Below are 19,082 nucleotides of genomic sequence, written 5' to 3' on the forward strand. Positions count from 1 at the left end.
ATTGGTTTAAGCCACGTCTATCTCTTCATTTTCAGGATTAAAACGATCCAGGAATTCGAGATATAACGGTACGCTTCTTTCTACCCACTCTTCCGATGGTTCGAATGTCATTCCGTAGTATGCAAAATAGGGCTGATAATCGGCTTTTATCCAGTCGAACATTGCTTCATAAGGATGGGTAAGATCGTCAAGATTAAATTTCAGAGGCGTTCCGCGTTGCAAAAGTTCTTCTTTTAATCCTAATGAAATGGCCAAAGCCACTTTCTTTCCGCCAAACTTAAAACCACTTGAGCTTCCGTAGGCCCATCCGTGTGTAAGAACTTCATCAAACCACTTTTTTAATAATGCAGGCCCATAATACCAATAATAGGGAAACTGAAAAATGATATGATCGTGTTCTTCAATCAGTTTCTGTTCTGCTACAATATCAAACTTCTGGTCAGGATAAACCTCGTGTAATTGATGGATATGAAACTTCTCTGGAAATTTCTCCAATTCTCTGAGCCATTTCTTGTTGATCACTGAGTTATTCATATCAGGATGCGTAATGATAATTAATGTCTTTTTCATTTTAAGTTAATTATGTAATAAAAAAACTACTTGATTTTGATAAAGACAAAGTTAGATTGGTATCTCAGGAGACTATTTCATCAGAAGTTCAAAAAATATCTGCTAAAGTTCAAAACGAGGGATAAATCTTCTTAAAAAAAAGTTCTGGTATCGCCTTACCACATTTTAAATTCCGAACTCATCCTTTTTCCAAATCGATAAATTAAGCCATGGCAATCCACTATAAATACCTATTTCCGGACGGTCCAATTGCGATTCTAAATTTAATTCATCACAATTATTTACTGCTATATTAACTTCCTTTAAATTCGGTAAGGTGTTCAATACTTGTACATCTGTCACTTTTGTACTTAATAAATCTAAACGTTCCAGCTTTTTTAAAGGCTCTAGCCCGGAAATATCATCTACCTCATAACTTTCTAATAATGTAAGCCATTTCAGATTGGAAAATTTTGACATTCCTTCTAAATTGATTTTTCCCTGCAAACTTGACAAATCTAATTTTTCAAGAGAAGGTAACGCTCCGAATGAAGAAAAATCTTCAATTTCACTATTCTGAAGATCCAGAACTTTCAGTTTTTTTAAGCCTTTTATCTCCAGTTTCATCGCTCCCTGAAGTTTCAGAAATACCAAATTAGGAAATCGTTCCAGCCCTTTAATGTTATAATCATAGGCCCAGAAACTCAATCTTTTTAAGGATTTCATTGTGGGAAGTGTTTTAACGTTGAATTTTTTGTCATTGACTATCTTCAGCGACTGTAAGCGTTTCAGATGCTGAAAACCGGTGAAACGCACCCTTGAATTAAAAACTAAATATTCCAGCTTTTTTAAGTTTTCTAAATTGAAAGTTTGTTTTGTTTTTTCAACACTGATCTTTAATTTTTTCAGCTTTTTTAATTTCAGGATAGATTCAGCAGTCTGTTCCGAAACTTCATAACCCATTTGCAAACTTTCAAGGGCTGTAAACTTTTCAAGGGGATAGGATTTGAGTTTTTTCTTTAGGTCATCAGTTTCATAAAAATCCAGCTCTTTCAGTTGTTTTTTCAGAGGCAATAGTTTTGAAAAACTACGGACATCTGCATCCCTTTTTTCAAAATAGGCAAATTCAAAGCTCTTTATATTGGGGAAATGTTTGAAATACGTATGTTTTTTGATAACAGAGTCTCTGAGTTCTACTTTCCCGATTTGTTTTGCGATCGGTAAAAAAGTGTCCACATACCATATGGACTGATCAAATGACAGGATGGTTATCTTTTCAAATTTTCCGAGATCATCAATTGTTTTTTCTTTAAAATCGGTTAATTCTAATTGATTAACATAGTTTTTGAGGGACAGTACATTTTTTAAGCTGAATGATTTTTCCGCTTTCACAAAACTGCATATTATTTCTTTATTAAAAGGATTTTTCAATTCTTTCCATTCTTCAATGGTAGTATCCGTATCAATTTTAATTTTTTCAAGCTTCTTAAACGCTGAAATTCCATCAAAGCTTCTTATCTGGCAGTTTTTAAACTCAACGATCCTTACCGATTTTTTAAAGGGGATAAAAGAAATATCATCAAACTGTGAGTTGGAAACGTCGATCATAGTGATTGATTTCTGCTCTATCTTTTTTGCCTTATAAGTAAAGGTTATTTTATCAAGGTCTAATGAATATAAACCTTCGATATTACTTAACTCCTGAATATTATCGATATGACAGTTTTTAATGAAAAAATGTTTGAATCCTTTTGTTGACCCTGGTAGATGAAGACCGTTCATACAACGGGCATCAAAGCTCATATTGGAAAAGCGGACATCGTGGGGAAAGTCTCTTATTATATTACAATCACTGTTGATGAATGTTACATTATCAAGATAAAAATCACCGCAATATTCCAATCTCAATAATTCAGAAAAATTGGGTACAGTACAGTTCGTGAGTTTTACTTTTACCACTTTGCTGAGATAGGGTAAAAATTTAGAAAAATCCTCTATTGTTATATCTTTGAGGTATAATGTTGTTAAGGAATTAAATTTTTTGTCATCCTCTTCAGTATTGACACCTAAAATCTCTTCTATTTTTTTAATTTCTTCGTCGTTTTCCTGTTGTGTATTGGTCTGATGATCTTCTTTCATTTCAATCTTTTTTCAAATCTGTAATCGTTATTCTGTCTCCCATTTCTGCAGACAGTTTTTATACTATTTTTTATTGTTAAAGTACTCGTTTTCCTTTTTTATCGATGTAAAACCACATTCCGTTCTGCTTTACAAGGGCTACCCCATCACTGAAACCATATACGTCCTCATATACCTCAGGAAACAGCTCTTTTCCCGTTGAATCGAGAAATTTTCCTTTTCCTTCACCCACAACGCCAATTATTCCTTCTCCAGTATGGATCTGATCGTAGACAGGAGGAATAATCATCTCCCCTTTTTTATTGATGAAGCCTATTTTCTGATCAATATAAACTCCTGCCAAGCCATTCTCAAAATCGTATACCCTCTCATATTTCATAGGAATAACCAACTTCCCAGTCTTGTCAATAAAACCATATTTTTCATTCTGATTGACGGCTGCAAGGCCATCTTTAAACTGAGGATAGCCATCATATATCAATGGAACAACCACCTCGCCTTTTGTATTGATAAAACCACTTTTATCATTGAGCGTAACCGATGCCAAGCCCTCCTGAAAGTTAAATACCAGATCATATTTGGGTTGAATGACAACACGGCCCTCTTTATTCATAAAGCCACTTTTACCATCTATTTTAATGGGAGCAAGACCTTCGTCAAAAGAAGAAATGACATCGCAGTTACAGGAAACCTTCTTTTTGTTGTTCATTTTGTCAATGATGTACCATTGACCGTTTAGCTTTACAGTCCCCAGTTCTCCACTAAAACTATTAGCCTTTTCGTATATGACGGGGATAATCTCCTTCCCTTTTTCATCAATAAATCCCCATTTTTTATTCGATACGACCAGCGCTTTTCCATTTTCAAAATCCATGGCAAAATCGTACTTTAAAGGAGTAATTTCCTTACCTTTAGTATCTATAAACCCATATTTTTTAGCGTTCTCTACGACGGCGAATCCATCTTTGAAATCATGCGGATATTCGTATTGGTAAGGAACAATATTCTCTCCTTTTTTGTTGATAAATCCAATCTTTCCATTGAGTTGTACTTGTGCAAACCCATTTTTAAAAGGGTTCATACGCTCATAAGTCGCTAAAGAAACATTGCTCTTAGAGCTCTGAGCCATGGCATTCTCTAGAGTTATTTGATCCTTATTTTTAGAATTACAACCGAGAAATAGGGTTGAAGAAAGGAATAAAACGGCTGTTCTTATGGTTATATGCATGATATTTGGATATTATTTTTATAAATTAATAGGTGTGTAAAAAATGTTTATTCCTACATTCTGACAGATTGAAGGATTATTGTAATTTCATGAACTCAACTAGTTTTGTGTAATGAATTTGGCAGTTTTGCATTCCAAACAATCGAACAGATAGCTTGATCCTTCACCAAAAGTCATGGATGTTTCTCTATTAGAACTCCCGTCAAACCTGGCAGCCAGATGCATTTTGTTATCACAGCCATCACACTTCGGATAATTATCACCGGGTACATTTAAAGAATCCGTGCTGATTTGTCCCAAAACATTGTGACGGTAAGTTGGATAATATCCTTTTGCCAGCTTAGAACCTTTAGTCTTTACATTGGTGATGCTGGCTGCATAATTTTCTCTTAATGCAACTTCCTTTTCTTCGGGATAGGCAAACTCCAAATTGTCGGCATCAATTATAACCACTTTGTTGCTGTTATTGTGACCGCAGTTCGGCATAAAAACCATTTCAAGACCAAGGCTTGTTCTAATTTTAAACTGATACTGTAATTCTGTTCCACAATCGCACTTTGGCCATTCAAAAGGTGTATTGCGGTCTTTTACCGGCAAGCCTCCGAAACTTGTTCTGCCCATATAGCTTTCCGTATCAATTTTAAGCAATAATTGAACGTATTCGCTATCGTCTGTTGTCTCTGTATATATTTCATCCACTGATTCGGTGGTGAGAATCAGATTTTTGTCCCAAAATTCATCCCAGCTAAATGTAATAAAACCCTGTCTTGTAATATTTTCGATAGCGGAATTCATATCATATCCAGGAGCAAAACCATAAATAGACCCTGCAGAGTTGCTGTTGGTTTCGGGATCTTTTATGATCTTAAAAATGTATTTAAAACCTGGCGTTTTTGCTCTTATTATATATTCTTCCCAAATGGTTCTAATGATGGAAAAACCGGCATCACAATCCTCTTCACTGATTTCCTCTTCATCTTCAAATTCAGGGCCTACATCATCGAGGGAGGTATCATAGATATAGAAGGGGGAATCATAAACATTTTGGGGCAAATCCGGAACAGATATTCCAAAGCTCTGAAAGAATTCTGATAGAGAAAAAACCAGCACAGCTGGTTTATTTACGTCCTGTATTTTTTTTATGTTCATATTTTATGAAGGCTCAAACCTTATGGTATTAGTATTTTAATGTATATTGAGTTCACTGGACCTTAGAGCCAATTAAAGATATCCTATTATGGTTTAAAAAAGAAAAAAGCAACTGCAGCCCATTCTTTCTTAATTCCGCTGGCATAACCAATCGTACCATGGCTACTGTTTTCTACGGTTCCATTGTCTTTGATATACCCAATGGTGCCATGGCTGCTGTTCTCTACTGTTCCGTCTTTTTTTACATACCCAACGGTGGAACCGCTTCTGTTTTCTATCGTTCCATCACTTTTGATTCTGCCAATGGTACCATGGCTTTTGTTTTCTATGGTGCCGTCACTTTTGATATAGCCAATCGTACCATGGCTGCTGTTTTCTATGGTGCCGTCACTTTTGATATAGCCTGTTGTGCTATGACTTCCTGATTCAATAGTTTGAGCGTTTGCGAATGATATCCCTGCTACAACGACAGCAAAAGTTAATAGTTTTTTCATGAGTTTTTATATTGGATTATTATTAAAGTTATTTTGAGTAATGCAATCAACACCTGTTGTTACCAGTTCTTCCATTGGATTCGTAACCAACCCTTAAATGAAAGTCAACATATTCAAAAATGGTTGAAAATGCTACAAAATGATAATGGATGAAATCTTCTGATTCGGGTTTTGTGAGAATTACAGAAATAGAATCTTTTTTGTCTTTTTGAATAAGTTTCTCTGAGGGATCGTTTGTCAATAATGCTTCTGATAAGCTATAGAAAACGCCATACGAGCCCACTTTTTTAGAGTCAGCCATTCTTATGGTTTTCATGATGTTTTCAGAGTTATTCAAAGGTATAATGATCCTTTAGTGTTATTAGCCTGTTACCTCTATTAAGTTTCACTGAAATCTTACTATTGGTACTGCAATATAGCTAGTTTCACTGAAATATCATGATATTTTCTCTTTATAATATTGTCATCAATAAATTTACCAATAGCATCAACTTAAAATTTATTAAATAACAAGGTATACTCCTCCAGACTTTTATCCTGGATGGTTTCATTAATAAGATGTAAGATATTTTTGACTAATTGATATTCATTGTATTCTTCTGCGTAACGATGTACTAAATTTAAATTCAAATCTTTTGCATCTTCCTTTAACGTCATTGTAACCAACCTTCCGTCATTTATGGTGAAAGCAGTCGGAATGGAGGGGTTTTCATAACATTCTTTGATCAGATTTACAATTTCACTGATTTTTTCTTTATTGTCAATTTTTCCGCCCCACCCTCTTCCTTTTTCTTTATAGGTTTCTGATTTTGAAATCATGACAATCAGAGAATAATGCTCATTATTCTTCTTTATTTCAATGTCCAGGCAGGCATCCAGAATATGAATTCCTATTTTAATCATCTGTAAATGTTTGTTTTATTGAAGATTTATGATGGTTATTCAATTATTAGAAGGTCATTATTTTTCATTAAGAATGTGTTGTAATATCAATGCTGTTGCTCTGGCATCATCTAACGCTCTGTGAAATTTAAATTCTTCTTTTATATTCATTTTTTCTAAAACTCTTTCTAATGAAATTCCAGAGGTAGAAATGTTCTTTTTGGCCAGCCAATACACCCCTAGTGCTCTGATATCAAAACCTCCGCCAACAAAATACTGATGATAATCAAGTCCAAATTCTGTAAATTCCTTCCTCAAAAGCGGTAAGTCGTAGTACAATCCCCAACCCGCCAGCGTTGATTTGTTTTTTTCTCCGTACCAATCTAAAAACAAGGGAATTGCTTCATCAAAATATTTTTCATTTTCTACCATTTCATTGGTAATGTTTGTAATATCCGTAATTTCAGGTAGAATTGGAAAATGTTTCGGTTTTATTAAAATTGAGAATTCGCTTTTTATTTCAAAGGTTTTCTTATCTAATTTTACAGCCCCTATTTCTATTATATTCGTTTCATTTATTTCATTTCTTCCAAAAGTTTTACAACTTCCTTCTAAATCATAAATCACTAAATCACTTGAAAATTTCATATTATAGTTTTAAATTCTCTTGCTACTCAATTCTCATATTAACATATTGCATCACTCTATATAACTTTTGCAAAGCCATTTCTGTAGCTAATTAAAATGTATTTTTATAACAATTCCTCAAAGGTATATTTTTACTACGTAATCTATTGGCATATATAATAATTTTCGGATAATTGTAATTTAAATCTTTTAGGTTCTGTATTATGTGTATTTTGAGGATTGGCTTTACCACAAGTCTGCATATTTACTTCAAGTTATTTCCGTATTTTTTCAAATATTACTTAGGTTTAATTATTATGTTTAAAGGCAGCTTAGTTAGTATTAAATAAAAACAAGTAATATTGTAAATCATCATACTCATATAGAGCATTACCTGAAGAATTAATTTTAAGAAAACAAAAGCTAAACTAAACTTATACACTCAGCGACTTCTTGGGTGGCTTAAAAAGTAGAACTATGTTAACAGGAAAAGCAAAAATAGACTTCGAAAAATGGATACAAGACGAAATAGTACTTCATCCTGATATTAACTTTAGATGAATATGCAGATCAATTTGAATACACTTTAGAGAGCGGTATTTCTCATCGAGATTTCATTTGTCTTTCGTCTAAAGGCTGGTTAGTTAAATTAGGAGACTATGATGATGAATTAGAAGTAAAGTATGTTCATGAATTCCAAAACCTTTTCTTCGCACTTAAAGGAAAAGAGCTAACTTTGAACTAAAACTAATTAATGCATCACTTAACAAAATGTTCTTTATTCATCGAATGCTTTTTAAACGAAAGTTCCACTGAACCGTTAGCAATTGGAACTGCGTTTACTTTAAAAGTGAAAACAGGAGAAAATTTTCTTATTACAAATTGGCACTGTGTAACCGGTATAAACTCTGAAACAAATACACCGCTCTCTAGCAATGGGCATACAAATCCAGAAATTTTAAATGTCCATTTTCTAAAAAAAGGATCTACTAATCAATGGATTGAAAAGAGAATACCTCTTATAGACGAAAATTTTCAAATCACTTACATTGAGCATCCTCGAGGAAGGGCTATTGATGTGGTTGCAATCAAGCTGCCAACCTATGACGACGTGGACATTCACAATGCTTTTGATGCGTTAATTCCCGAGGAATTTGAAAAACAAGTAACAGACATGTGTAGTATAGTAGGTTTTCCAAAAGGCATCAGTACAGCCGGGAAATTGCCAATATGGAAAAGCGGTACTATTGCAAGCGAATTAGAAATTGACCACGACGACAGACCGATTTTTCTTATAGATGCATCCACAAGAGAGGGCATGAGTGGATCACCTGTCTATTGTATAAGTAAAGGACAAACAGTAATCGGTAATAATATAGCAATAGGCCTTAGTGAAGCACCAATCAACTTTTTAGGAATCTATTCTGGAAGAATAGGCAATGATATAGAGATAGGAAGAGTTTTTAAGCCATCGTGTCTTCATGAAATATTTAAACAATATTATCAAAAGCTATGAACGCCAAAGCCTATTAATTCTTTTACTTATGTACAACAAAAAGGCCCCAATTAAGGGGCTGTTTTATTTAATTTGTAAAGTGGCCAGTATTGCTATTTATGAGTAATACTTGTAGGATATTTAGTGAAATTTTTCTAACTATCATATCTTCACTGTCTAAAGGCTTAAATTCTCCACTCTCAATTGATCCTAATTGCCCCTCTTTTCCTTTATATCCTACAACATAAATTTTTGGCGTTTCAGTTTCAAAATATGTTGCTCCTAATTCTGGAACTGTTAATACTAAAGTTTTAAAAACTGTTCCTGAATATTCTTTACTTCCTAAATTTTTAATTTCATCTATCTCATTATCAGATAAGGTTGTAATAATTCCTTTCACAGGTGTGCCTTCCAATTCTAATTCAAATGTCTTGTTGATTGTCTCCATAATTTTTAATTTCCACAAATATAACAAAAAGCCCTCTCAAAGAGAAGGCCGTTATCAGCATTAAAGTAAGTGGATATTTAATTACTTAGTTTCACTCTCATTGATATCCCTTTTGCTGCAGGAGTACATAGATAGCTTTCAGTATAAATGTGTACTGCTACTACATGCTTACCTTGAGCTGTCCACTGGTCAATATAATTTTTAAAATAATGATAAACTGTATTAGCTGCATCGTTCGTCATTGGTCCACTATCCGGGAATATATCTCCAAAGTAAGAGGCATTATTAGCGTCTTGCCCATACGAATACTCGGGATTATAATTATAAGGTGCAGGATCGCTCAGGAAATCACCGTATGCATTATATCCATAGTAAATTGTTGGACCACCCAGAAAAGGGTTCGTTACAGACGGAAATAAAGCCTGTGCAACAAATTTATCAAGGTATATCTGGTTTCTACCCCACATTGGAGTTCCTTCCTTGTATAGCACCTCGTAATTATTGATGTACGGATAACTTGGATTTACATTGATAGGATTAATGTAGCTTGTTGAACCACACTTAAAAGTAACAGGATCACCGGAAGAACCTTGTTCTGAACCTCTTTTAAAAGCTTGGATTTGTGCTTCAGATAGTGTAGATTTTCCCTCACTTTCTATTTCTTCATTTGCTGTACAAGAAAATAGCAACATACTGCCTGCTAGCAGAAGTAATTTTTTCATAGTTATTAGTTTAGTTAAGTCCCAAAGATAGAAAATTTATTGAATCTACAAAACATAATGTATTTTACAATTGTTTATTCAAATAAAAACAATTTATTTTATTAAGTCTACACTTTATTTTTTCTCAAATTCAAAATTGATCTCCGCATCTACGTCCTTGATCCTGGCTTTCTTTATTGTCGCCTTCTGGCTGAATATTGGCTGGTTTCGATTGACTGGCATCATTATTTCGTAGAAAGAGGGCTTTAGGAAATAGAGTATCTAATTTCTCTTTAGAGATTCTCTTTAAGTTCTTCATGGTTTGATTTTTTAATTCGGAGCTCAATATATAAGATATTCTCCAATAAGGGATTTAATATAAAATAATAATAAAAATTAAAAATCCCCGGATCTCTCCGAGGATAAAGCTAATTATAAACTCTATATAGAGAATAAGATAATCCCTTCCGAAGAAGGAAACTGTAGATTTCAGTAATCTGAATTTTCAAGTAAACAAATTTATCTTTTATGTATTTTTCAGAATATGATTGTAGTCATAACTCTACGGAAAACCGTAAGCCTAGAGTTTGTATTATCTGTACATTGTAATCCCAACACTAGTTAACAATAAATTAAAAATTTCAGAAATGTAGAAGATGATTTAAAAAGAAAAAGAAACTTAACCTTGGATAAAATTAAAAATCGTACAGATATAAAGAAGTAGAGACAAATCATGAAAATAACAGTTGTGGAAAGTAGTTCCTAACCTGTAAAATCAAAAGCACCTGCTTGATACAGGTGCTTTTTTTATAATTAGCAATTTAGCTAAAATTAATTCGTCGGCTTATCTTCCCATTCAAAGGTTTTCTCTACGTCAAATCTTACACTTACTACTTTACCTGTACTTCCAGCCACCTGAGCATTATTCATGAATGATTTAGCTTTCTCGTCTCTTAATTTTATAAAATCTTTCACTTGTATTTTAGTGAAGTTTTCAAATTGTGGATTGTAGTCAATTTTTGTTTTGTCGTCAATGTCTATTTTGACAGCTTTCCAAATATCATAATTTTTACCATCAGCTCTTACATAAAGGATTGCTCCTGGAAGTCCAAAAAACTTAAAGGGCCCAACTGAATAAGGAATTTCTTTTGTAAAATATGCTGTAATAAGCGATCCTCTGAAAATAGTAGTTGCCTTAATACATTCATAACCAAGAATCTTTTTAGTACTCTTATCATCTATAGACCAAACTGCTGCTGGTACATTATCATGAATAAAATAATCCCCATTGTTTTCCAAATATTGAGTATAGAAAAAGTCTCTATTTTTTCCATTAGCATTTATTTTAGAAATAAAATAAAAGTCTTTATGAAATTTACTTTTTCCACCATCAGTAAACATAATATTACCATCTTGCTTTGACAAAACATTAGCCCCATCAGTGTAAAGGTCTTCATAAATGTTTGCAATCGGTGAACGTACGTTCAAATATTGTATATGGATTTTATTTACTTGGGAACATAGCGTTCCATAAATAGAAATAAGAAATATAAAAAGAGTCTTAATCATAATTTTAATTTAGGTCTTCATTCATCTGTTGCACTCGATAACCTTGAGCTCTTAAATTAGCAATTACACCCGCTTGATAAGCCATGCAAGAGTTTAAATTTGGTTGATCTGAAGTGTACATTTGTTGTCCTGTTATCTGGCCAGCGCTATTGTAGAAAGTAACAGTAACACCACATAGCTGAAAAGTTACTGTAGCTTTTTTACTTTTTGAAGATTTTGCCTCAACAGAACCTTTTGCACTTACTAAACCTGCAACTGCAATAGTTGCCATTACTAAAAGTTCTTTCGTAGTTATTTTTTTGTTTAACAAAAATAAAAATTTGAGCTACTCATATTTTATACAAATACGAATGATTATTACATAATTTGCTTTTAACAAAGCCCCTAACCATGTATAATATATTAGACAAAAAATGCGAACTTTATCCTAATTATTTTTCTCAATCAATTCAATAATTTTTAGAGCAACACCATTGGACGATTGAAAATTTTGTCCAGTAATAATTCGGCCGTCTTGTTCAACGTGAGATACATTTCCCTTTGAAAATTTAAAAGTTCCACCTCTTCCTTCTATGGTCTTCTGGATTAAGAATGGAAAGTGTTTAAAATATTCCCCGTCCTGTTTTTCAAAAGAGTCGGGATATCCACTTATCGTCTTTCCCTGAACTAAGAATTTACCATTTTTAGTTCTTAAGTTAACAATACCCGCTGTTCCGTGACACACCGAAGAAATAATGCCGTTGTTATCTTCATATACCTGCATCGCAATGCGTTGAATATCTGAATTATCAGGAACCTCATACATAGCACTTCCACCGCCAATATAATGAACTGCTTTGTAATTTTTATAATCAATTTGTTTTGGGTTCAAAGTATGTCCTATGGCGTACATAAAGTCCGGACTATATAAATATTGCTTTTGCAGGCTGTCAGAGGTATTGATATAGGCTAAAGGAATATCGCCGCCTTTCGGGCTTACAAAATCAACTGTATACCCTGAATTGACAAAAGTATCATAAGCGTTTACGATTTCGGCAAAGCTATTTCCCGTTGAAATAGTAGATTTTCCGTAATAATGAGCATTGGAAACAATGAATAATACTTTTTTCCCTGTTTTATTACTGGATTTACTGCTCGCTGATTTGCTGATTATTTTCCATTGACCCTGAATTCTTTTCAACAAAAACATATCCATAAATTCTTGTTTTCTTTCTGGAATAAGAATTTCGGCTTTTGCAATAGCAATATCATTAAAATATTCTATAGAGATGATTCTGCCTATACGACCGTTAAATTCTCCTTTATTTCCTTTTTGAAACCAGCTTACATATTCAGAAACCGGAACAATCCACAAAGGTTTTTCTTTGTGGCTTAGAAAAAGATTAGCTTCAGGATAAAAAGCCTCACTAATATTCTCTGGCTTATTATACGATGTCCCATTAATATAGTTTTGAATACAATTCTCAATGTGAGACTGTTCAGATTGTGCAAAACAATTATTTGACAGGAGTACAAATAAAATTGCGAAAAAGATTTCTCTCATAAACGTTGGATTTTAATGATTTAAAAATGTTCCGCAAAAGTATATTGCTTAGTTTTTAAATCATTCCAGCTTTATCATAACGAAGTCCGAATGTATATTTTAGGAGTGAAAAATCATGCTTTTTGGTAATTTGAAGGCGTAGTTCCTGTGATTTTTTTAAATGAACTATAAAATGTACTGCTCGAATTAAACCCGGATTCAAAACCCACCGCATCTATTTTCAACTGAGTATTTTCTTTTAATAGTCGCTTTGCTTCATCTATTCTATATTCATTGATGAATTGTGTAAAGCTTCTATTCAAATTATCATTAATAAATTGAGATAGTAATTGAGGGCGAACATTTAATTCCTTTGCTAAAATGGATAAAGTGAGATCAGGATTAGTATAGATTTTCCTTGTTTCAAAAAGTATATTAATTTTTTCCTGAATTTCCTTTACCAGCTTTTCATCTATTTTGTTAACGTATTTTTCTTTACTAACCACAGAAATTAACGTTTTGTTTTTTGCATAATAAATCACAAGGAAAGAAATATAAAAGCTGAAAGAAAAAGTCAAAGCCCCGGAAATATATGAAGTATACCTCGATAAAGAATAGGAAAGCCAGATTGCAAAAACACCACAGATAACTGACAATATCCAGGTTTCCTGATAGCTAATCTGCTTGCGATTCCTGACCAACTTCCTAAAAATAGGTCTTGCCTCATAAATGGATAATACTATAAAAACAAACCATTGAATATTGATAGAATAATAAATGATTCCCCTCCAAATCTCAGGATTTTCTTGGTATGGAAAAAGAAAACCAAAAATACTTATAGCCATCAATATAAAAATGAGGCTATATTTTGCAAAAGAATCATTAAGATTCTGCAGTATTGATTTAACAAAAAAAAACAATAGAGGACCAATAAAAAAACAAGCCGACAAACCTATTTGTAAATACGTTTTAGACAACTGCGGATTAAAATTATAAAATACAGATTTTCCGATCCTTGTACTTAAAGATAATAATAAAAGCCCCAGAAATACATCGGATATACCTTTATTTCTCTTGAAAAATAAAAAATAGAATCCCAAAACAATACTATTAAAGACGCCTATAGCACTTAAAAAAAACAATATTTGATTGTCGATTTCCATTATTTTAAAATCTGTTTCATTTTGGAGTTATTAGCTGTTATCGTTTCTGGATTCATGATATGGTTAGATTCTTACCACAAAATTTCTTTACAAAGCCGATATGCCAAATTTAGTGAAAACTTTTTTAGAAAGCACTTTACTAATGTTGGTATAAAACCTTTGTTCTTACAACAAAATAGTTTCTATTAACTCAAAGCCTGGAGACTCTGCGGAGCGGGGATTTCTTTTGAAATAAAACATATACATCAACTACAGAACTTTTTCTTTATGCTTAAAGAAAAGAGTTAACACTACATTACGGAAATCCATAATAAAACGTTTAATAAAAATATTTAACTTTAAAATAAAAATGTCAAGATTAATAATCGCTGATCAAACTTTGTTTAATGAATGCATAGAAGCATTTAGAAGCTCGAAAAAAGAACCTTTTATATTTGATCCAATTGATAATTGTTATTGTGTTATACTTTCTCCTTTTGTAATTACACAAACTTGGGAAATAGGAATTTTTACAGTAGAGCCCAGTCGAGAGGTTAAGTTGTCAATGTATCACAATGCGTTTATTAGTTACGTGAAAATTAATAAAGAAGTTAATAGACTATCGGCTCCCTTGTACAGTCAAGCATTAAGTTCAATATTATCATTCATTTCTTTACGTCATTTCAAAGCTATAAAAAATCATTATTTTCATAATCAACTTCCCAATATAACTTGTCAGGAAATATTAAATACGTTTGCAGTAAATCATCCCATTATAACATGTGGTCCAAGTGCTGAAAGTTGGCAATTAGATCTCGATGAAGAAAGAATTGTATTCGACCAAACCAAATTGTTAATTGAACATTTATACAAAATTGAATACAAAAATTATTCATCAATTATGCAAAGTATAAGGATGGTTCAAATGTCACTAGCTAACAAACGTGAAGACTTTGGGCTCGCATATCAATTAATTGTTGCCAGTATTGAATCTGTAGCCCAATTAGCTATAAGTAGAGATAAAGTTAAAGAAAAGCATTTTAAAGAAAGTACTTGGAAGAATAAAAGCAAAACAGATACTGACTTTTTAGAACTATATAAAGAATATAAAAGGTCTCGAGGTGGCAACCAATATCTAAGCGAGAGATATGTACAATTTATAATGACTTATTTTCCATATAAAAAGTGGAATGCAGTTCTAAAAAGTCCATTACAAGAATTTATCAATAAAATAGATTATACTTCTTTAGATAATTTTGGTATAAAAACTTCAAAACAAGAAATTGAAAGATCTTTTACTGGAATACAAATAGAAGATCTAAATGAAAATGAAATAAAAGAAATTATAAAAAAAACGTACAAGTATCGTTCAGAATTCGTTCATCAAGGTAAACAGCCTCCACATAGAGACCCACATAGTAGAAACACATTTTTTGAAGGTACTAATATATTTAATGAAAATACTATATCTGAGCAGTTACTTCCCAAATACGATTTAATATGCAATATTGCTAAAAATAGTATTTTAAATTTTATGTATGATATAAAAATGTAATGGCTAATTTGATTGCAATATGACTTAGGAGAATCATTATACATTAAATTACAATCTACCCTTACAGAAATTGCTTATGATTTTAAAGACTATGAAAAGGTTTCGAAATTATACTTAAATAAGTAGAAAGCCCCCATTAAGGGGCTGTTTTTATTATTCGCTTTTACTATGCCCAAAGAAGTATCCTAGAATTAGAAGAAATGCACTCTCAACAATTTTTAACGGTTCATGTCCAATAAACATCATAGCTAACAAGCAAATACCTATTATCAATAATAAGAAAGCTCCAAATATTGATGCAATTGATTCTCTTTTGATAAACTTAAGAATGATTTCCGATTTCATTTCTAGAAGCTTCATATTACGTTCCTTGAGTATGATTTCATCCAACAAATTTGGGGGATTACCTTCTTTCTCATTAATATTTACTTGTAATTTTTCCCTTAATTCTTCAAGCTGTCCTAATAATTTTTCTCTATTCTCATTCTCAGGAAGAGTAAGTGCTGTATTTTTTACCGATTCAATTTTGTCAATTTCTTCTAGTTGATTTAATCGGTTTTTAGCATATTCTAACAATGAATAAAGGTGATGTTTGATATTAAATCTAAATCCAGAATAACTATCAGGAAATTCAGTAACTGTGAAATGGATCTTATTGTTATAATTTAACGTTTCCTTTGCAATAAATTGTTCATCATTAATAAGATTATTTATTTCATCTATTTTTATTCTTAATTCTCCAATAGATAATTTGGATAATGTTTCAGTATCAATATTTTTGCTTTCAAGTACTCTTTTATAATGTTCAGCCGCTTCTTTTATAAAATACTTTCTCGCTGTTAATATTGTATCAAAGTTTATAATGGATTCCATGTTTTAGTTTTTCACAAATATAACAAAAAGCCCTCTTAAAAAGAAAGCTTGTATATTATTGGAGAACCCCTGTATTTGGTGGTGTTAGTATTTCTTTCTTAATCTCATCTTGCATTTTATCCAGTCATTTATTCCGACTTTCTCCATGGTAGCTTTCTGGCTGAATAATGGCTTCTTTCCTTCTATTTCTGTAAAAACACGATAGAATGCATCATCGTTGTTTATGATAATCCATAAAAAAAGCTCCCTAAAAAAGGAGCTTTTGTGACCGCGGAGGGGTTCGAACCCCCAACCCTCAGAGCCGAAATCTGATATTCTATCCAGTTGAACTACGCAGCCGATTTTATTAGTAATAAGTAATTAATAATAAGTAATGCAAATATTGCCTATTACTAATTACTCATTGCTTATATTTTAGAAAGTAATTTTCACACCTCCCAGAATCTGTGCACCCAGGACTTTATATCCTTTGTACGTCTGGTATTTTGAGCTTAGAAGATTATTTCCGAGTGCGAAAATACTGAAATTTTTGTGAATTTTATACTCTGCGGAAAGATTTAAATCAGCATATCCTCCAACTTTATCATTCGTGTTCTCTGTTGACTGGAAAATCATGTTCGGAGCACCTACTCCTTCAATCCCATAAGAGTTTGTTGTTCTGTCACTTGCAAAGATTCCTTTGAACCCTAACAGTAACTTTTTATCCAGCATGGTATATTTTGCGCCGATGCTTGCATTCAGTAAAGGAACGTTGTAAATATTGTCATAATTCTTCAAACTGTACTTTGTAAACCTTACTTCTCCGTCAATAACTAGGTTTTCCAATGGGAAATACTGCACGCTCCCTTTAATATCGCTTACATTTCCATCATCATATACTGCGGAGAATGTATTGGCAAAATTGTAGGCAGAACGGTTAAGCGTATATACATTATCAAAAAGGCCATTTGCTTTAAAGAACATAATATCTCTCATCTTTCCAAAACCTGCAGAGAAGTCATATTTCAACGTTTCATCAATATCTCCTCTCAATCCTACATAGAAATGATATTTCGTCTCTGTTGGCTTTAAATACTGGTCAGAAATGATAAATGGATTTACCTGTAACATATCGCCATACGTATTCAGCTTAAGACCTCCGTCTACCCCACCATAAAATTTAAATTCTTTAGCAGCAGCCACCTGAAACTCAGCCTGTGGAAACCAATATGTTTTATTGTTTTTTAAACGTTCAGCCATCAGATCATTCGAATTTTTAGCATTCAGGAATGAGAAAGAAGAACCTAACATCAAATAAGACTCCCCTTTTCTGAAAGTTACTTTCGGAGTAAGGCTTGTATTGAAGAAATTCGCAGAATTCTTATCTCTGATCGCGAAGTCCGTTTTCACAGCTTCCAATCCAACGCCTAAGTCAGCATTCAGGTTAATTCCTGATTTTCCTAATTCTACAGCATGCTTAGAGAAATTAGCCAAAATGGAAACCTGGTTTTCCTGAGCATCAAAATGATCTTTCAGGAAAGACGACTTCACTCTTACATCATTAAGAATCTCATTGGAGTAAAAGTCATAATACCCGTTTACTTTAAATTGATTGACTCTCTGCTTCAGATCAACATCCGCCGAAGGTTCCAAAGCATAAATTCCATAATAATTATAGTTATTCATGCCATATTCAGCATTGATGTTGAACTTTCCTTTTTCTCCATAAGAATTTAGAAAAGCAGCAAATGCAGCCGAGGTTTGTTTTGAATTCCAGTCGTACTCTTTTTTTAGACCATTGGTAGAAAGTACATGAACATCCCCTCCTACTTCAAGCTTATTTTCAAGGGTTTTGGAAACATTTCCATCCAATAGAATTTTTCCATAATTCCCCATTCCAAACTGAACATAGTTATTTTGGGCTGTTCCGTCAAACTTTGGAGTTACATCCTGTCCCTGAATGGTTGATGTTTTAAAATCTGAAACCGCAGGAACGTCTGTGATGGTATATTTCACAGGATTCTGGGATTTCTCCTCAGGTGGGTAATTCTTAATGGTTTCTATGGAAGTCTTCTTCTTCTCGATCTTCTTCACTTCCGGTTCTCTTTTCTTGTTAAGAACCAGTTTCTCTTCCTTGATTTGAGAAAACGCCACCGACGAAATCCCTAAAAATATTATAGATAATAATTGAATTTTCTTGTTCATATTTTCTTTATTTGAAAAATATAACTGCTTTTATTTATTGGAAGCCATATAGTTTCCCAATAGCGCTTTTCCTGACTGTTTTGAAAAAGTTTTCCCCAGTCTGAATATATTAAACAGCCAAAGGCTTTGATAAACTTGTAATTTGTATTGATAATTTTTCGTTGTGCTGTTATCTGCTACATCATAGCTATAAGCAATATCGTAAGGAAATCCCGAAGGCAGTAACCCAACGGTGAGCATACTTCCAATCATTGGGTTTCCACAAGAAGGAGTACGGGTCATCATGGGATGCAGAGTTATTTTCGCTGCATGAGTACTGTCTTCTACAATTTCATAAATTTCCGAATGTTTTAAAATATCAAACTCTTTCTTAAGTTCTTTGTTCACCACAAAAGCTTTCTGCTTTGGAAAATCAGCCTTTGCATGGCGATATTCCTTGGGATAGGCATTATATGATGGTATACAGCTCCAAAGGGAAGCTGAGACTAAAAAAGAATATGCAGAAATTTTAAACACTTTCATTCT

General features: G+C 32.8%; 20 protein-coding genes and 1 tRNA gene. 2 read left to right on the plus strand and 19 right to left on the minus strand.

Annotation, left to right across the window (positions count from 1 at the left end):
* Positions 1–6: 6 nt before the first annotated feature.
* The 8 genes from ACQ76T_RS09050 to ACQ76T_RS09085 all read right to left on the minus strand — a co-directional run bounded on the left by ACQ76T_RS09050 (position 7) and on the right by ACQ76T_RS09085 (position 7,089).
* Entirely contained in the window at positions 7–570 is a 564-nt protein-coding gene (locus ACQ76T_RS09050) for an NAD(P)H-dependent oxidoreductase (RefSeq protein WP_431342980.1), read from the minus strand.
* A 165-nt stretch (positions 571–735) separates the two neighbouring features.
* Positions 736–2,688, minus strand: a complete 1,953-nt coding sequence (locus tag ACQ76T_RS09055) for a hypothetical protein (RefSeq protein WP_431342981.1) — start codon at positions 2,686–2,688, stop codon at positions 736–738.
* 76 nt (positions 2,689–2,764) lie between these two features.
* A complete protein-coding gene (locus ACQ76T_RS09060) occupies positions 2,765–3,916 on the minus strand; it encodes a WG repeat-containing protein (protein WP_431342982.1) in 1,152 nt (383 codons plus the stop codon).
* Positions 3,917–4,015: 99 nt separating this feature from the next.
* Positions 4,016–5,065, minus strand: a complete 1,050-nt coding sequence (locus ACQ76T_RS09065; RefSeq protein ID WP_431342983.1) for a hypothetical protein — start codon at positions 5,063–5,065, stop codon at positions 4,016–4,018.
* An 86-nt stretch (positions 5,066–5,151) separates the two neighbouring features.
* The gene (locus ACQ76T_RS09070; RefSeq protein WP_431342984.1) at positions 5,152–5,559 is read right to left on the minus strand and encodes a 5-fold beta-flower protein; all 408 of its coding nucleotides are present in this window, start codon (positions 5,557–5,559) and stop codon (positions 5,152–5,154) included.
* Between the two features lie 46 nt (positions 5,560–5,605).
* On the minus strand, positions 5,606–5,875 hold the full coding sequence (locus tag ACQ76T_RS09075; protein WP_431342985.1) for a hypothetical protein: 270 nt from the start codon (positions 5,873–5,875) through the stop codon (positions 5,606–5,608).
* A 176-nt stretch (positions 5,876–6,051) separates the two neighbouring features.
* Positions 6,052–6,462: a hypothetical protein gene (locus ACQ76T_RS09080; RefSeq protein WP_431342986.1), complete on the minus strand. Its 411-nt coding sequence runs from the start codon at positions 6,460–6,462 to the stop codon at positions 6,052–6,054.
* A gap of 57 nt (positions 6,463–6,519) precedes the next feature.
* Positions 6,520–7,089, minus strand: a complete 570-nt coding sequence (locus tag ACQ76T_RS09085) for a 3'-5' exonuclease (RefSeq protein ID WP_431342987.1) — start codon at positions 7,087–7,089, stop codon at positions 6,520–6,522.
* A 733-nt stretch (positions 7,090–7,822) separates the two neighbouring features.
* Here ACQ76T_RS09085 and ACQ76T_RS09090 point away from each other — a divergent pair.
* Positions 7,823–8,584, plus strand: coding sequence for a trypsin-like peptidase domain-containing protein (locus ACQ76T_RS09090; protein WP_431342988.1), 762 nt, complete (start codon positions 7,823–7,825; stop codon positions 8,582–8,584).
* 67 nt (positions 8,585–8,651) lie between these two features.
* Here the strand turns inward: ACQ76T_RS09090 and ACQ76T_RS09095 are convergent, their stop codons facing one another.
* From ACQ76T_RS09095 to ACQ76T_RS09125, 7 genes are all read right to left on the minus strand, one after another.
* A complete protein-coding gene (locus tag ACQ76T_RS09095) occupies positions 8,652–9,011 on the minus strand; it encodes a hypothetical protein (protein WP_431342989.1) in 360 nt (119 codons plus the stop codon).
* A gap of 77 nt (positions 9,012–9,088) precedes the next feature.
* On the minus strand, positions 9,089–9,733 hold the full coding sequence (locus ACQ76T_RS09100; RefSeq protein ID WP_431342990.1) for a hypothetical protein: 645 nt from the start codon (positions 9,731–9,733) through the stop codon (positions 9,089–9,091).
* 130 nt (positions 9,734–9,863) lie between these two features.
* On the minus strand, positions 9,864–10,031 hold the full coding sequence (locus ACQ76T_RS09105) for a hypothetical protein (protein WP_431342991.1): 168 nt from the start codon (positions 10,029–10,031) through the stop codon (positions 9,864–9,866).
* 512 nt (positions 10,032–10,543) lie between these two features.
* Positions 10,544–11,281, minus strand: a complete 738-nt coding sequence (locus ACQ76T_RS09110) for a GLPGLI family protein (protein ID WP_431342992.1) — start codon at positions 11,279–11,281, stop codon at positions 10,544–10,546.
* 4 nt (positions 11,282–11,285) lie between these two features.
* The gene (locus ACQ76T_RS09115) at positions 11,286–11,552 is read right to left on the minus strand and encodes a hypothetical protein (protein ID WP_431342993.1); all 267 of its coding nucleotides are present in this window, start codon (positions 11,550–11,552) and stop codon (positions 11,286–11,288) included.
* A gap of 156 nt (positions 11,553–11,708) precedes the next feature.
* A complete protein-coding gene (locus tag ACQ76T_RS09120; protein WP_431342994.1) occupies positions 11,709–12,824 on the minus strand; it encodes a nuclear transport factor 2 family protein in 1,116 nt (371 codons plus the stop codon).
* Between the two features lie 113 nt (positions 12,825–12,937).
* Complete coding sequence (locus tag ACQ76T_RS09125; RefSeq protein ID WP_431342995.1) at positions 12,938–13,966, minus strand: helix-turn-helix domain-containing protein; 1,029 nt, start codon at positions 13,964–13,966, stop codon at positions 12,938–12,940.
* A 349-nt stretch (positions 13,967–14,315) separates the two neighbouring features.
* Here ACQ76T_RS09125 and ACQ76T_RS09130 point away from each other — a divergent pair, with 349 nt between their 5' ends.
* On the plus strand, positions 14,316–15,500 hold the full coding sequence (locus tag ACQ76T_RS09130; RefSeq protein WP_431342996.1) for a hypothetical protein: 1,185 nt from the start codon (positions 14,316–14,318) through the stop codon (positions 15,498–15,500).
* A 153-nt stretch (positions 15,501–15,653) separates the two neighbouring features.
* On the opposite strand, the gene ACQ76T_RS09135 is transcribed toward ACQ76T_RS09130, so the two are convergent.
* The 4 genes from ACQ76T_RS09135 to ACQ76T_RS09150 form a co-directional block, all read right to left on the minus strand.
* Positions 15,654–16,373 (minus strand): hypothetical protein, encoded by a 720-nt coding sequence (locus ACQ76T_RS09135; RefSeq protein WP_431342997.1) that lies wholly within the window; start codon positions 16,371–16,373, stop codon positions 15,654–15,656.
* Positions 16,374–16,638: 265 nt separating this feature from the next.
* Positions 16,639–16,712, minus strand: a tRNA-Arg gene (locus ACQ76T_RS09140).
* A 75-nt stretch (positions 16,713–16,787) separates the two neighbouring features.
* On the minus strand, positions 16,788–18,557 hold the full coding sequence (locus ACQ76T_RS09145; RefSeq protein WP_431342998.1) for a TonB-dependent receptor: 1,770 nt from the start codon (positions 18,555–18,557) through the stop codon (positions 16,788–16,790).
* A 30-nt stretch (positions 18,558–18,587) separates the two neighbouring features.
* Positions 18,588–19,079 (minus strand): hypothetical protein, encoded by a 492-nt coding sequence (locus ACQ76T_RS09150; RefSeq protein WP_431342999.1) that lies wholly within the window; start codon positions 19,077–19,079, stop codon positions 18,588–18,590.
* Positions 19,080–19,082 lie beyond the last annotated feature (3 nt).

Origin of the sequence: Chryseobacterium sp. JK1 (assembly GCF_050632815.1) — a bacterium.
Taxonomy (GTDB): Bacteria; Bacteroidota; Bacteroidia; order Flavobacteriales; family Weeksellaceae; genus Chryseobacterium.